The sequence below is a fragment of the Brevibacterium sp. NPDC056726 genome, from assembly GCF_042790515.1.
GTDB lineage: Bacteria > Actinomycetota > Actinomycetes > Actinomycetales > Brevibacteriaceae > Brevibacterium > Brevibacterium sanguinis.
The window spans coordinates 372902-387638 of record NZ_JBHTYZ010000003.1 but is presented as its reverse complement, the minus strand read 5'-3'; the positions used below and the strand labels follow the sequence as shown (position 1 = coordinate 387638).

Annotated in this window: 13 protein-coding genes and 1 riboswitch; of the genes, 3 read left to right on the top strand and 10 right to left on the bottom strand. The window is 68.5% G+C overall.

Annotated elements, in window-relative coordinates:
• Nucleotides 1-33: 33 nt before the first annotated feature.
• Both proC and ACFQ91_RS08050 read right to left on the bottom strand, forming a co-directional pair.
• Entirely contained in the window at nucleotides 34-870 is an 837-nt protein-coding gene (proC, locus tag ACFQ91_RS08055; RefSeq protein ID WP_119296374.1) for a pyrroline-5-carboxylate reductase, read from the bottom strand.
• Between the two features lie 166 nt (nucleotides 871-1036).
• Nucleotides 1037-2146, bottom strand: coding sequence for a sugar phosphate isomerase/epimerase (locus ACFQ91_RS08050; RefSeq protein WP_119296399.1), 1110 nt, complete (start codon nucleotides 2144-2146; stop codon nucleotides 1037-1039).
• 162 nt (nucleotides 2147-2308) lie between these two features.
• On the opposite strand from ACFQ91_RS08050, the gene ACFQ91_RS08045 reads away from it, so the two are divergent.
• The gene (locus ACFQ91_RS08045) at nucleotides 2309-2848 is read left to right on the top strand and encodes a GNAT family N-acetyltransferase (protein WP_095376691.1); all 540 of its coding nucleotides are present in this window, start codon (nucleotides 2309-2311) and stop codon (nucleotides 2846-2848) included.
• Nucleotides 2849-2978: 130 nt separating this feature from the next.
• Here the strand turns inward: ACFQ91_RS08045 and glpK are convergent, their stop codons facing one another.
• The 8 genes from glpK to ACFQ91_RS08005 form a co-directional block, all read right to left on the bottom strand.
• Nucleotides 2979-4511, bottom strand: a complete 1533-nt coding sequence (gene glpK, locus ACFQ91_RS08040; protein WP_119296375.1) for a glycerol kinase GlpK — start codon at nucleotides 4509-4511, stop codon at nucleotides 2979-2981.
• A 69-nt stretch (nucleotides 4512-4580) separates the two neighbouring features.
• Complete coding sequence (locus tag ACFQ91_RS08035; protein ID WP_162909043.1) at nucleotides 4581-5303, bottom strand: MIP/aquaporin family protein; 723 nt, start codon at nucleotides 5301-5303, stop codon at nucleotides 4581-4583.
• 130 nt (nucleotides 5304-5433) lie between these two features.
• On the bottom strand, nucleotides 5434-7107 hold the full coding sequence (locus ACFQ91_RS08030) for a glycerol-3-phosphate dehydrogenase/oxidase (RefSeq protein ID WP_101623984.1): 1674 nt from the start codon (nucleotides 7105-7107) through the stop codon (nucleotides 5434-5436).
• Nucleotides 7108-7289: 182 nt separating this feature from the next.
• Entirely contained in the window at nucleotides 7290-8255 is a 966-nt protein-coding gene (locus ACFQ91_RS08025) for a Ppx/GppA phosphatase family protein (RefSeq protein WP_009380609.1), read from the bottom strand.
• A 30-nt stretch (nucleotides 8256-8285) separates the two neighbouring features.
• A complete protein-coding gene (locus tag ACFQ91_RS08020; RefSeq protein ID WP_063249252.1) occupies nucleotides 8286-9089 on the bottom strand; it encodes an enoyl-CoA hydratase/isomerase family protein in 804 nt (267 codons plus the stop codon).
• 2 nt (nucleotides 9090-9091) lie between these two features.
• On the bottom strand, nucleotides 9092-10213 hold the full coding sequence (locus ACFQ91_RS08015; RefSeq protein ID WP_063249253.1) for a bifunctional 2-methylcitrate synthase/citrate synthase: 1122 nt from the start codon (nucleotides 10211-10213) through the stop codon (nucleotides 9092-9094).
• Nucleotides 10210-11115 carry a methylisocitrate lyase gene (gene prpB / locus ACFQ91_RS08010; RefSeq protein ID WP_063249254.1) on the bottom strand — a complete coding sequence of 302 codons (906 nt, stop codon included), beginning with the start codon at nucleotides 11113-11115 and terminating at the stop codon, nucleotides 10210-10212. Before prpB ends, ACFQ91_RS08015 begins: the two co-directional genes overlap by 4 nt.
• Complete coding sequence (locus ACFQ91_RS08005) at nucleotides 11115-12611, bottom strand: MmgE/PrpD family protein (protein WP_063249255.1); 1497 nt, start codon at nucleotides 12609-12611, stop codon at nucleotides 11115-11117. The genes prpB and ACFQ91_RS08005 overlap by 1 nt, the downstream gene beginning before the upstream one ends.
• Nucleotides 12612-12827: 216 nt before the next feature.
• Between ACFQ91_RS08005 and ACFQ91_RS08000 the strand changes: the two genes are divergently transcribed.
• Complete coding sequence (locus tag ACFQ91_RS08000) at nucleotides 12828-13367, top strand: DUF4916 domain-containing protein (RefSeq protein WP_376871610.1); 540 nt, start codon at nucleotides 12828-12830, stop codon at nucleotides 13365-13367.
• 201 nt (nucleotides 13368-13568) lie between these two features.
• Entirely contained in the window at nucleotides 13569-14531 is a 963-nt protein-coding gene (locus ACFQ91_RS07995; protein ID WP_198500739.1) for a universal stress protein, read from the top strand.
• Nucleotides 14532-14603: 72 nt separating this feature from the next.
• Nucleotides 14604-14712: riboswitch (TPP riboswitch) on the top strand.
• The last annotated feature ends 25 nt before the right edge of the window (nucleotides 14713-14737 follow it).

The following is a 14737-nucleotide window of genomic DNA, read 5'->3' as shown; positions in this document are numbered from 1 at the left end:
CCGAACGCCTCGGAACGCATCCGCCCGATCGGATCACCCGTCGATCGCGGCGGAGTTCTCCTTCTCCATCTCGAGCGAGCGGTCAGCGGCCGCGGTGACGGCCGCCTCGGCGAGGTCGAAGATGCCGCCGTCGATGAAGGTGTTGAGCGCGGCCAGGGTGGTCCCGCCCTTGCTGCTCACGGCCTTCCGCAGGGCCGCGGGGTCAGGGTTGTCGGCCAGCAGGCGTCCGGCGCCGTCGGCGGTGGCGACGACCATCTTCGCTGCAGTCTCCTCGGTGAGCCCGAGCTTGACGCCGGCGGTGATCATCGCCTCGGCGAGGAGGAAGAAGTACGCCACACCGGACCCGGAGATCCCGGTCATGGCGGGGATCTCGGCTTCGTCGAGGGGGACGACGAGGCCTGCGCCCGAGAGCAGCCTGCGCAGAGTCGCGGCGGCGGTCGGGTCGACTCCGGGAGCCGGGGACAGGGCGATGACGCCGTGGCCGATCGCGCTCGGGGTGTTCGGCATGATCCGCACGATCGGGCTGTTCGGGGCGAGTCGGGCGAGGTCGGCGGCGGAGACGCCGGCGGCCATCGACACGAGCACGGACTGCCCGGTCAGGGCGGGGGCGAGGTCGCGCACGGTCTCGGCCATCATCCACGGCTTGACGCCGAGGAAGACGAAGTCCGCGGATTCGGCCGCCGCCCGGTTGGCGTCGGGATCATCCTCCACCGAGGTGACGGTGGCGGCAGGCAGGGCGGCGGCGAGGCGCTGCGCCGAGGCGGCGGAGTGCGTCGTCGCCCGCACCTCGATGCTCGGATCCGCGTCGAGGATGCCCTTGATGAGCGCCGTGCCCATATTGCCGGTGCCGATGGAAGCGATCGTGGTCATGGAGGTCAGCCTTTCTGAAGTCGTCCCTCCCCGATGGTGTCAGAGGAGCCGGTGACCGCGAAATCGGTGCCGCGACCGCGCGACAAGAGTGGGCGGAACTCCGAAGGGGTGCCCTCCGTGCGGGCACGCCGCAGGCACGGCGCAGGCAGGTGACGAGGTCAGATGGTCAGCTCGCGTCGGCGGAGGCGCGCTTCGACGACGCTGACCGGTGAGAAGTCCCCGGTTCCGGCGAGGTCTCCACAGGCGACGCCTCCCCAGGAGTCGTCGGCTCTGAGTGGGAGGTCCCACCGTCCGGTGCACCAGCGCCCGCAGCCCCGGTTCCGGAGCCCGCGGACCCCGACCCCTCCCCCGGCACACCGTCGAGTCCGAGGTGCTTGCGGGCGACGGCGAGGGAGTCGGCGAGCATCTGCTCACGGGTGGACTTCTTGGCGACGAAGCGGGTATTGACCTCGACGACGACGTCGCCGGACCAGTTGTGCTTCGCGAGGTATTGGAGCGTCTCGGCCACGGGCATGGTCCCCGCCCCGGGCACGAGGTGCTCGTCCTTGAGCGAGCCCGCACCGTCGGTGAGGTGGACGTGGCGCAGGCGCGGGAAGATCTCGGCGACGGTGTCGAGCGCGTTCATCCCCGCCGTCGAGGCGTGGGAGAAGTCGAAGGTGAGAGCGTCGTAGTCCTCGTCGAGCGGGTTCCAGTCGGGGTAGTAGACGAGGATCTCGCGCACTCCCGCCCGCCACGGGTACATGTTCTCCACCGCGAGGACGACTCCGGTCTCCTCGGAGACCTCTCGCACCCCGTCGACGAATTCGCGCGCGTACGCCCCCTGCCAGCGGAAGGGCGGGTGGAGGACGACGGTGGTCGCCCCGACCTCGCGGGCGAGGTTCGCTGTGATCCGCAGCTTCTCCCAGTGGTCCTTGTGGAGGACGCGGGGCAGGAAGAGCAGCGTCGGCGCGTGCAGCGACATGACGTCGAGGCCGGTGTCCGCGGCGAGTCCGGTGATGAGGTCGACGTCCCTCGTCTCGGCGTTGTGGGTGACCATGATCTCGACGCCGTCGTAGCCGATCGACGAGGCCTGCGCGAACGTCTCCTCGACGGTCATCGGCGAGACCGACGAGGAGGAGAGTCCGATCCTGATCGGGTGGTCGGAGACGTGATGGGTGTCGTGGTCGTACACCTGGTTCGCCGCGAAGAACTCACGGTGGCGCCGGGAGTTCGACCGCGCCGAGTTCTTCGCAGTCAGAACCTTGCGCCCCGACTTCGACTTCTTCGCCTTGCTCATCTCCACCAGTCTAGTCCTCCTCGCCGGCCCTGCCGCTCCGGTTTTCCTCGGAATCGTCCCTCGCCCTCTCCTCGGAATCACCCACTCGCCTTCTCCGCGGAGTCGCCCACTCGCCGTGGTCTGGGAATCCCCCTCGCCGAGGTGACCGGATAGTCTGTGCCCATGATTCCTGCCGACGTCCGTCCCGCCCGCGTCTCCGACGTCCCCCGCCTCGCCGAGATCCACGTCGCCGCATGGCGGGCCGCCTACCGCGGCATCATGGCCGACGAGTTCCTCGACGGATTGGACGAGGACCGTTTCGCCGCGAACTGGACTCAGGCGCTCAGCGACCCCGACAACCGGGTCCGCAACTTCGTCGTCGTCGCGGGCGACCGGATCCTCGGCTTCGGCGGGGTGAGCGCACCCCGTGACCCCGCCGAGGTGCTCGACCGTCTCCCCGTCACCGCGGACCTCGGCCAGCTCGCCCATATCAACCTCGCCCCCGAGGCCTTCGGCACCGGGGTCGCCGCCGTCCTCTTCACCGCACTCGAGGACGAGCTGCGCCACGACGGCTATGCACGCGCCTACCTCATGGTCGCCGAGGGCAACGACCGGGCGATGCGCTTCTACGAGAAGCAGGGGTGGGCGCGCACGGAGATCACGCACGTCTACGACGGCGTCGAACCCGCGGTGCCCGAGCGGATGTACACGGTCGAGCTCTGAGTCTGGCCGCCTCGGCGGGGGTCTGGTCCGCTGACCCGGCGACAGACACCCGGCTCCGACAACCCGAAGGGCGCCCAGCCACTCGGCGAAGGGTGGCTGAGCGCCCGGAAGGCGGCTGAGACGGCGCGCGTCAGCCGTAGAGCTCCTCGACGTCCTCGTCGACCCAGCCCTTGGACTTGTCGACGGCTTTGTTCCACAGGCGGTAGACGCGGGCGACCGTCTCGTCGTCCATCTCCGGCACCCAGCGCTTGTCCTCGTGCCAGTTGTTCTTCACGTCCTCCTCGCCGCTCCAGAACTTCACGGCGATGCCCGCTGCGTACGCGGCACCGAGCGCCGTGGTCTCGATGACCTCGGGGCGTATGACGGGCACGCCGAGGAGGTCGGCCTGGAACTGCATGAGCGTCTCGTTGGCGACCATGCCGCCGTCGACCTTGAGCTCGGTGAGCTCGACGCCGGAGTCGAGGTTCATCGCATCGAGGACCTCACGTGACTGGAAGGCGACCGATTCGAGGGCGGCCCGGGCGATGTGGTTCTTATTGACGTACCGGGTGAGGCCGACGATGACGCCGCGGGCGTCGGACTCCCAGTGCGGGGCGAAGAGACCGGAGAACGCGGGCACGATGTAGCAGCCGCCGTTGTCCTCTACCTGCTTCGCGAGCACCTCGACCTCGGGGGCGTCCTTGATGAGTCCGAGGTTGTCCCGGATCCACTGGACGAGCGAACCGGTCACAGCCACGGACCCCTCGAGGGCGTAGACCGCGTCGTCCTCGCCGATCTTGTACGCCACGGTCGTGAGCAGGCCGTTCTTGCTCGCCACCGGCTCGGTGCCGGTGTTGATGAGCATGAAGTTGCCGGTGCCGTAGGTGTTCTTCGCCTGCCCCTTCTCGAAGCACGCCTGCCCGAAGGTCGCCGCCTGCTGGTCGCCGAGGATGCCGCAGATCGGGGTGTCGATGAGCAGGGTGTTCTTCGCGCCGTAGCCGTAGATCTCCGAGCACGACTTGATCTCCGGCAGCATCGACATCGGGATGCCCATGTCGGCGGCGATCTCCTCGTTCCAGTCGAGGGTGTCGATGTTCATGAGCATCGTCCGCGAGGCGTTGGTGACGTCGGTGATGTGGACTCCGCCGTTGACACCACCGGTGAGGTTCCACAGCACCCACGAGTCCATCGTGCCGAAGAGCAGGTCGCCGTTCTCCGCGGCCTCCCTGGCGCCGTCGACGTTGTCGAGGATCCACTTGGCCTTGGGACCGGCGAAGTAGGTCGCCAACGGCAGGCCGACACGGTCCTTGTACTTGTCAGCGCCCTCGTCGCCGCCGAGTTCGTCGGCGATCTTCTGCGTGCGCGTGTCCTGCCAGACGATCGCGTTGTAGACGGGTTCGCCGGTGTTCTTGTCCCACACCACCGTCGTCTCGCGCTGGTTGGTGATGCCCACGCCCTCGAGCTGGTGGCGGTTGATGTTCGCCCGCGACAGCGCCTGGCCGATCGCTTCGTTGGTGTTGCGGATGATCTCCTTCGGGTCGTGTTCGACCCAGCCCGCGCGGGGGAAGATCTGCTCGTGCTCGAGCTGCCCGCTCGAGACGATCTGCCCGTTGTGGTCGAAGACGATCGCCCGCGACGAGGTGGTGCCCTGGTCGATTGCGAGGATGTACTTGTCCTGGCTCATGAAGACTCCTGTGTCCGTTCGGCGCCCGGGGCGCCGAGCTTCGTGGTGGTATCTAGGATGTCACTGTTCTCAGATGAAGGCGTTCGAGACGAGGCCGGCGAGGACGCCGCCGAGGATGGGGCCGACGATCGGCACCCACGCGTAGCTCCAGTCGGAGCTGCCCTTGTTCGGGATCGGCAGGATCGTGTGCGCGATGCGGGGACCGAGGTCGCGAGCAGGGTTGATCGCGTAGCCGGTCGGCCCGCCGAGGGAGGCGCCGATGACGACGACGACCAGTGCGACGGCGAGGGGTCCCAGCCCGCTGGGGGTCCCGCCGAAGAGGAGGATGATGAAGACGAGGACGAAGGTGCCGATCGCCTCGGTGAGGACGTTCCAGCCGTAGCTGCGCACCTCGGGCCCGGTGGAGAAGGTGCCGAGGATGTTGCCCGGCTCGCCTTCCGCGTCGTAGTGCTTCTTGTAGACCAGCCACGCGAGGATCGCACCGAGGGTCGCACCGAGGAGCTGCGCGAAGAGGTAGGCGAAGGTCGTGCCCACCGTGATCGGAATGCCCGGGGCGTACTCGGTGGCGCCGCTGGCGAGGATGCCGAGCGTCACCGCGGGGTTGAGGTGGGCGCCGGACTTGTAGGCGACGTAGACGCCGGCGAAGACCGCAAGTCCCCAGCCGAGCGAGATCATCAGCCAGCCGCCGGCATTGCCCTTGGTCTTGGCGAGCACCGCGTTCGCGACGACGCCGACGCCGAGCAGCAGCAGCATCGCCGTGCCCGCCGTCTCATGGAGGAGGATCGTGCCAATCGTTCCCATAGTGGGTGAACTCCTTTGTTGAGATGGGATGAGATGGGGATCGTGGTTGACCCGGTGAGGGTCGGAGCGGCGGGGGCGACGTCCTCGTCCCTCCCCCGCCGAGGCGGTGTGCCGTGTCCTCCTAGCGTGCGCTCCAGCTGTCGGTGACGAGCGCTGCCGCGGCGGCGTCGTCGTGCGTGGACTCCGCGGCGACCTGGGCGTCGACGTGGGTGCGGAAGGCCGCGACCTCGGCGGCGACCTTCTCCGCGTCCCAGCCGAGGACGGGGGCGATGATCTCGGCGACCGCCTCGGCGGCGGCCTTGCCCCGGTCCCTGACCTCGTAGTTGAGCCGCATCCGGCGCTCGAGGACGTCCTCGAGACGGACGACGCCTTCCGAGGTGGCAGCGTAGTGGGCTTCGACGCCGAGGTAGCGCTCGGCTCCCGGCAGGGGCTGACCGAGTTCGGGGTTGTCGTCGATGAGGTCGAGGAGGTCCTCGAGCATCGTCCCGTAGCGGCGGATGAGACGCTTGACCCGGGCTTCGTCCCAGCCGTAGCGCTCGGCGATGCCGGCCTGGCCGCGGCGGACCGCGCCCACGCCCTGGGCGCCGAGCAGCGGCACGGACTCGGTGAGCGAGGTCCGGTCGGCGGCTTCGTCGCCGAGTGCGAAGTCGACGGCGTCCTCGGCCATCACCCGGTAGGTCGTGAACTTGCCGCCGGCGATCGCCGAGAGGCCGGGCTCGACCTCCATGACGGTGTGCTCGCGGGAGACCTTCGTCGAAGCCTCGCCGTCCTTCTCCACCGGCTGGAGGAGCGGTCGCAGACCCGAGTAGACGCCGATGACGTCGTCGCGGCTGAGCTTGTTCTCGAGGATCGCATTGGCGTGCTCGAGGAGGTAGTCGATGTCGTCGGAGGTCGCGACCGGGGCGGCGACGTCCTCCTTCCACGGGGTGTCCGTGGTGCCGATGACCCAGTAGCCGTCCCACGGGATGACGAAGAGCACGGACTTCTCGGTCTTCGAGATGATGCCGGTGTCCGGGTCGGCCTTGATCTTGTCCTGATCGACGGTGATGTGGATGCCCTTCGAGGCGAGCACCTTGAGTCCGGCGTCGGCCTTCGCGAGGTCCTGCTGCTGCTCGGTCCAGACGCCGCCGGCGAGGATGGTCCGGCGGGCGTAGACATCGAACTCACGGCCCGAGACCTCGTCGCGCACGCGGACCCCGGACACCCGGTCCCCGTCGTGGAGGTAGTCGATGACGGAGACGTGGTTGGCTGCGGCGGCGCCGAAGCTCACGGCCGAACGCACGAGCGTCATGACGAAGCGGGCGTCGTCGACCTTCGCGTCGTAGTATTCGAGCGCACCGACCGCTGCGTCGTCGGCGAGGCCCGGGAAGTGCGCGCTCAGCGCCTTCTTGCCGAGGTGGCGGTGCATCGGCACGGCGCGTTTGCGCCCGGGCCGCGTGGCCATCGTGTCGTAGAGGAGGACGCCGGAGCCGATGAAGGCCCGGTCGATGAGGCGGTGCTCGAAGGGGAAGACGAACGCGACGGGTTCGACGAGGTGGGGTGCGGTGTGCGTGAGCAGCAGGTCACGTTCCTTGAGCGCCTCGGCGACGAGTTTGAAGTCGAGCATCTCGAGGTAGCGCAGTCCCCCGTGCATGAGCTTCGAGGACCGCGAGGAGGTGCCCGAGGCCCAGTCGTGGGCGTCGACGACGCCGACCTTGAGTCCGCGGGTGGCGGCGTCGAAGGCGGAGCCCGCTCCCGTCACCCCTCCCCCGACGACGAAGACGTCGAGCGGGTCGTCCGGACTCGTCGCTTCCATGGTGTGCAGGGATTCTTCACGGAACGAGGGGGATAGCTCGCCGTTTCGCATTGCGCTCTTGCCTCCAGAGATCGGGGAATCTGCCCCGTGGCGGCCGGCCGAAGGTGACTGGCCGGTAATCACAAGCTAACAGGTGCGGAGAGCAAATGGGAACAGATCCGACTGTGAGACCGGCCATCGATTCAGTCGGCGGTTCTGCCCATCGCCGAGGTGGTCTCCGCCGAATCCAACAGGTCGAGTTTCCGCATGATGATGCCTTCGCGCAGCGCCCATGGGGAGATGTTCATCACCGTGATGTCGAAGATCGTGAAGGCCGCCTCGGCGACGATGGCGCCGGCGAGCACCTGACCGGCGCGGGCCTCGGAGACCCCGGGCAGTGTGGCGCGCTCGGCGGGAGTGCGCGCGGACAGGGTGTCGATGATGCCGGGCAGGTCGCGGCGGAAGAGCTTGCGCGGGACGTAGATGCCGTCCCCGCTCGGGGCGGCTCCGGCGATGCGGGCGAGCGACCGGAAGGTCTTCGAGGAGCCGACGACGTGGTCGGGGGTGCCGACGCGGTTGATCTCCCCGGCGATGCGCCCGATCTGGGCGCGGGCGTACTTGCGCAGCCGGTGGATGTCCTCGGCGTCGGGGATCTCCCCGGGCAGGAAGTCGGCGTACGTGCGTCCGGCCCCGAGCGGGACGGAGACCGCCGCCTGCGGATACTCGTCCTGGCCCGCGGCGATCTCGAGCGAGCCCCCGCCGATGTCGAGCAGGAGGATCTTCCCGGCCGACCATCCGAACCAGCGGCGGGCGGCGAGGAACGTCACCCGGGCCTCGTCCCTGCCGGACATGACGGTGAGGGTGACGCCCATCTGCTTGCTGATCGAGGCGATGAGCTCCTCACCGTTGGGGGCGTCCCTGACCGCCGAGGTGGCGAAGGCGAGGATCTGCTCCGCGCCCTGGTCCTCGGCGATCTCGACTGCCTCGGCGACGAAGTCGCGCAGCCGCTGCTGGCCCTCCTCACCGATCGAGCCGTCCGGGCCGAGGTACTCGGCGAGGCGGAGGATCTCCTTGTGCGAGGTCGCCGGCAGCGGCGGTGCCCCGACGTGGGCATCGACGACGAGGAGGTGGACGCTGTTGGATCCGATATCGAGGACGGCGAGGCGCATTGGCTCAGTGTATCCCGCGGCAGGGGCTCCTCAGCCCCGCCAGTCGCCTGCGCTGAAGCCGAACTCGGGGGTCTTCTTGGCGAAGAACGCCTCCTGGCCGCGGGCGATCTCCGCCCGGTAGGCCTCATCGAGCCACCGAGGCGGCTGCCCGCCTCCGTCGAACTCGCCGTCGAGGACGGCCTTGGCCCCGATCTGACTGAGCTGGGACAGGGACGCGATGCGCTCCCCCAGCTCCTGGGCGCGGGCGAGCGGGTCGTCCGCGGTCTCGTGGATGAAGCCGAGGCGCTGCATCTGGTCGACGTCGACGATCGAGGCCGTGAGCAGCAGGTACCGTGCCCACGCGTCGCCGAGCACGCGGGCGAGACTCCTCGTCGGTCCCGGCGGGTAGACGAGTCCGAGCTTCGCAGCGGTGACCCCGTACGTCGACCCGGGGGCGGCGATGCGGATGTCGCAGGCGGCGGCGATCTCGGTGCCGCCGCCGACGCAGTTGCCCTCGATCGCGGCGATGGTCACGGTCCGCGCAGAGGCCAGGGCCGCCTCGGCGGAGGAGTTGAGCTCCCAGAAGTCGGCGATGGGGACGTCGAGGTCGGCGATGTCCGATCCGGCGGAGAAGTGCCCGCCGGCACCGGTGATGATCAGCGCTGCGATCGTGTCATCGGCGTCGACGCCGGCGATGATCTCCGGCAGAGCCCGCCACATCGCCCGGGACAGGGCGTTGCGCTTCTCCCTCCGATCGAGAACGAGGGTCCCGACGCCACCGGTGACGGTGAAGTCGAAACCCTCGAGGTCGACCGGACGGTACCGGCCCGGGGTGGACCGACCGTCGGTGCTCATGCTCAGCCCCGGCTGTCGGGGACTTCGCGCTGCGGCTGACCGTCGTAGGCGCTGAGCGGGCGGATGAGCGCGTTCGAGGCCTGCTGCTCGAAGATGTGCGCGGTCCAGCCGGTGATGCGGGCCATGACGAAGATCGGCGTGAACTGCTCGGTGTCGAATCCCATGAGGTGGTAGGCCGGACCCGACGGGTAGTCGAGGTTCGGATAGATGCCCTTGCGGGAGACGAAGTCCTCTTCGAAGGTGTTGTAGAGGTCGAGGAGGTCGGTCGCGCCCTTGACCTCGGCCATCTCCTCGAAGGCCTTGCGCATGGTCGGCACGCGCGAGTCGCCGTTCTTGTACACGCGGTGTCCGAAGCCCATGATCTTCGCCTTGCGGGCCAGGGCGTCGTCGATCCATGCCGAGGCCTTATCGGCCGTGCCGACCTCTTCGAGCATCGCCATGACGGCTTCGTTCGCGCCGCCGTGCAGGGGTCCCTTGAGGGCACCGACGGCACCGGCGACGGCCGAGTAGAGGTCGGAGGTCGTCGAGGTGATGACGCGGGCGGTGAACGTCGAGGCGTTGAACGAGTGCTCGGCGTAGAGGATCATCGAGATGTCGAAGCTGCGCACGACCTCGTCGGCGGGAACCTCGTCGAAGACCATCTTGAAGAAGTTCGCCGCATAGTCGAGGTCCTTCGTCGGCGCCACCGGGTCGAGCCCGTGGCGGCGACGGTGGTCGATCGCGACGATCGTCGGCAGCTGCGCGTAGAGGCGCTCGGCCTTCGCGAGGTTGGCCTCGGGCCTTTCGACGTCGGCCTCGGGGTCGACGGCGCCGAGGTAGGCGACCGCGGTCTGCACGACGTGCATCGGGTGAGCGTCCTTGGGCAGGCCGAGGATGATGTCGACGAGCTCGGGCGAGATCTCCCGCTGGGCGTGCTCACGGGCCTTGAACTCGGCCAGCTGCTCCTCGGTGGGCAGTTCGCCGTTCCAGATGAGGTAGGCGACGTCCTCGAAGTTGCGCTTGGCCGCGAGCTCCTGCACGGGGTATCCGCGGTAGGTCAGCGAGTTGGTTTCCTGGACTACCTTCGAGACGGCCGTGGTGTCGACGACGACTCCGGCGAGGCCCTTCTTGATTTCTTCGGTCACTGGTGACCCTCCTGTGAGAAGTTGAATACGGCCGCGTCGAAGTCGTTGTACGCGGCGTAGTCGATGGTGTCGTAGAGGTCCGCGCGGGTCTGCATCCCCTCGAGCAGGTCCACCTGGGTGCCCTTGTCCCGGATCGTCTGCAGGCCCGACTTGATCGCACCCATGGCGAGACGCAGGGTCGTGACCGGGTAGATCACGAGTTTGACCCCGACGTTCGCCAACTGCTCTGTGGTGAACAGTTCGCTCTTTCCGAATTCCGTCATGTTCGCCAGGATCGGCACGTCGACGCTGGCGGCGAAGCGCTCGAACTCATCCAAGTCGCGCATCGCCTCGGGGAAGATCATGTCGGCACCGGCGTCGACGTAGGCCTTCGCCCGGTCGATCGCGGCATCGAGTCCCTCTCCCGCACGGGAGTCCGTGCGGGCGCAGATGACGAAGTTCTCATCCCGGCGGCCCTTGACGGCGGCCGCGATGCGCTTGGTCATCTCGACCGTGGTCACGACCTCCTTGCCGTCGAGGTGGCCGCACCGCTTCGGGTTGACCTGGTCCTCGAGGTGCATGCCGGAGATGCCTGCGTCCTCGAACTCCTGGACGGTGCGGGCGACGTTCATCGCCTCGCCCCAGCCGGTGTCGGCGTCGATGAACGTCGGCAGGTTCGTCACCCGGGCGATCGCACGACCGTGGTCGGCCACCTCGGTGAGGGTGGTCAGACCGATGTCGGGCACGCCCATGGCTGCGGAGAACGCGCCCCCGGAGATGTAGACGCCCTCGAAGCCGATCTGCTCGATGATCTGGGCGTTGATCGGGTTGATCGCGCCGGGGAACTGGACGATCTCGTCGCCGGCGAGGAGCTCGCGGAACCTCTTCCGGCGCTCGGCCGGTGTGGTCGTTGCCCCGAGCATCAGAAGATGCCCTTCGAACCGCTGTGCTTCAGCCCTTCGACGGCGAAGCTCAGCTGGCCCACGCCCGCTGCGTCGAGGCTCTCGAGGTTCTCGGCGAGGTCGAGGAAGCGGTTCGCCTCGGCCTCGGTGAGGATGCCCGCGGAGAGCGTCCGGAACTTCTCGACGTAGTTCTCGCGGACGAACGGGCGGGCACCGAGCGGGTGGGCGTCGGCGACGGCGATCTCGTCGGTCAGAGTCGACCCGTCCTCGAACTCGATCTCCACGCGGCCGCCGAAGGCCTTCTCGTTCGGGTCGGTCGAGTGGTAGCGGCGGGTCCACTCGGGATCCTCGGTCGTCTCGATCTTGTGCCAGAGCTCGACGGTCTCGGGACGGGCGGCCCGCTCGGGGGTGTACGAGTCCTCATGGTGCCAGCCGCGGTCCTCGAGGGCGACGGCGAAGATGTACATGATCGAGTGGTCGAGCGTCTCGCGGCTGGCCTTCGGATCCATCTTCTGCGGATCGTTCGCGCCGGTGCCGATGACGTTGTGCGTGTGGTGCGAGGTGTGGATGATGATGCGCTTGATCTTCGTCAGGTCCTCGATCTCACCGCCGAGCTTGCGGGCGAGGTCGATGAGCGCCTGCGCCTGGTATTCGGCGGAGTGCTCCTTGGTGTAGGTGTCGAGGATGGCGCGCTTGGCCTCGCCCTTGCCCGGCAGCGGGATCGTGTAGCGGGCCTCGGGGCCTGAGAGGATCCACGCGATGAAGCCGTCCTCGCCTTCGTAGATCGGGTTCGGGGCGCCTTCACCGCGCATCGCCCGGTCGACGGCCTCGACGGCCATCTTCCCGGCGAAGGCCGGTGCGTGGGCCTTCCACGAGGAGATCTCACCCTTGCGGGACTGGCGGGTCGCCGTCGTCACGTGCAGGGCCTGCTGGATTGCCTGGAAGGTCACCTCGGTGGGCAGGTGGAGCATCGCCCCGATGCCGGCCGCGGCCGAGGGGCCGAGGTGGGCGACATGGTCGATCTTGTGCTGGTGCAGGCTCATGCCCTTGACGAGGTCGACCTGGATCTCGTACCCGGTGGCGATGCCGTTGATGAGGTCCGCTCCCCCGATGCCCATGTGCTGGGCGACGGCGAGGATCGGCGGGATGTTGTCACCGGGATGGGAGTACTCGGCGGCGAGGAAGGTGTCGTGGAAGTCGAGTTCGCGCACGGCCACGCCGTTGGCCCAGGCCGCCCACTCCGGGGAGAAGCGCTCGGCGAGGGGAAGTCCGAAGATCGTCGCACCCGGGGTGAAGGGGTGCGCCTGTGCCTGCTCGCGGGCGTGGGTGGGGGCCGAACGGTTCACCGAGGCGGCCGCGACGGCGGCGTTGTCGATGACGCGGTTGATCACCATCTCGGTGACCTCGGGATCGACGGGCGTCGGGTCGGAGGCGACCTCGGCGATCTTCCAGGCGAGCTGATCCTCACGAGCCAGGTTCTCTGAGCTCTTGTGGGTACGGACCTCATGATCAATCATGGACAATCCCTTCAATCGTCGTTGACCGCTGCGGGCCATGTCACGACCGCCGCTGGCCGGAGAGTGGTTGACTCAACTGTAGGCCACGTCACTGCGACGCTGCGGCCCGGCCGGAGTTTTATCTTGACATCAAGATACTTTACCCGACCGGCATGAGCCGCCTCGACCCCCCTCCTCCCACCCGTCCGTCGAGGTGAACTGTGACACAATCGGGATATGACCCGCACTGCCCTCGACTTCGACGAGAACTGGTTCGACGACAACGAGTTCGCCCAGCTTCGTCGCCGTCTCCCCATCCCCTATGTCAATGCCATCCCCGTCCGCGTCGGAGAGGCCGGCGATGTCGAGGAGATCGGCCTCCTGCTGCGCCGCCTCGACGACGGCACCCTGGGTCGCGAGGTCGTCGGCGGACGCATCCGCTACCACGAGAGCATCCGCCAGGCCCTGCTCCGGCATGCCGAGAACGACCTCGGCCCGATGGCGCTGCCCGTCGTCCCGCCGGCCATCGCCCCGTTCCACATCGCCGAGTACTTCCCCACCGAGGGCACCTCGCTCCTCCACGACCCGCGCCAGCACGCGATCTCGATGTGCTTCGTCATGGAGGTCCGCGGCGAATGCACCCCGCGCGCCGATGCGCTCAGCCTCGACTGGCTCACCCCCACCGAGGCGCTGCGCTCCGACATCGTCGCCGAGCTCTCCCACGGCCAGGAGCACATCATCCGCTCAGCCCTGAGCTACCTCGGCTTCGCCGTCTGACGCACCCCTCCCCCTGGCGCAGGCCGTGAGCACGCGCCGAGGCCGTGGGCACGCGCCGCACGCGAGAGGAATCCGTCCGCCTCGCGGTCTTCTACACGTTGTAGAAAACACTTGGGTACACTGAGGGCGACGAGGACGGCACACGGTTTTCGGGGCCGTCGTCCCCGTCAGGGTTGGTCAGGCCCCGATGGAAGGACTGCCATGACTGCTGACTCCCGCTCGTCCGCCGCGAACCCGGCCGAGGCCCGCCCGACCGACACCCGCGCCTCCGATTCCGGACTCACCGACAACCTCGGCGTCCTCGTCGGCTTCGACGGATCCGAGCTCGCAGCCCTTGCCCTGCGCTACGGTGCCGCCGAGGCGCTGCACCGAGACGTTCCCCTCACCGTCGTCACGGCCTTCACGATGCCCCTGATGATCTACCCGAACATGGCCTCGATCCCGTCCGAACCCGAGGACGAAGCCGCGATGCGGGCAGCGGAGAAGACCCTCGCCGAGGCGGCCGAACTCCTCGCCGATCATCCCGGACCGGTGACGTACGCCGTCGAATCCGGTGACGCCGCCGGTGTGCTCGTCAACCTCAGCGCCAACGCCGATGTCATCATCGTCGGGGCGCGTGGACGCGGCGGCTTCATGGGCCGCATGCTCGGGTCGGTCTCGACCGCGCTGCCGCCGCACGCCCACTGCCCGACGATCGTCGTCCCCCGCCATTCGGCGCACCGCGGGGACACGACCGGCCCGGTAGTCGTCGCCGTCGACGGGTCCGAGGGCGCGCGGATCGCGATGTTCACCGCCGCCGAGGCGGCCGCTTCGCGCAACGCCGACCTCGAGATCGTCACGGTGCTGCCGGCCGGGGAGGAATGGCTCTACTGGTACCCGGAGCTCGAACTCGGCGGTGACGTCGCCGACCGCCGGCAGCAGCAGATCGAAGCCGAACTCGACAAGGACGCCGAAGAGCTGCGCAGTCAGTTCCCCGGGCTCCAGGTGTCCACCTCGGCGCTCATCGGCGATGCCACCGCGCTGCTGTCCGCGGCGACGAAGACCGCGCAGCTCACCGTCCTCGGCACCCGGGGCCGCGGGGCCGTGAAGTCCGCGCTGCTCGGATCGGTCTCCCGCGGGGTCCTCCACCATGCCGAGGGTCCGGTCATGGTCGTTCCGGCCTGAGTCCCGTTCGCACCAGATCCCCGGCCCCGCGGACGTGCGGTGCCGGGGATCGTCAGGTGTTGTACAGTGGAGCGCACACGACAGGGGAGCGCCGCCAAGGGCGCTGAGAGTGCAGATGACGCTGCAGACCCTCGAACCTGATGCGGCTAGCACCGCCGAAGGAAGTCGAGACTCTTCTACCCCTCCTTGAGACACGAGGAGGCGCT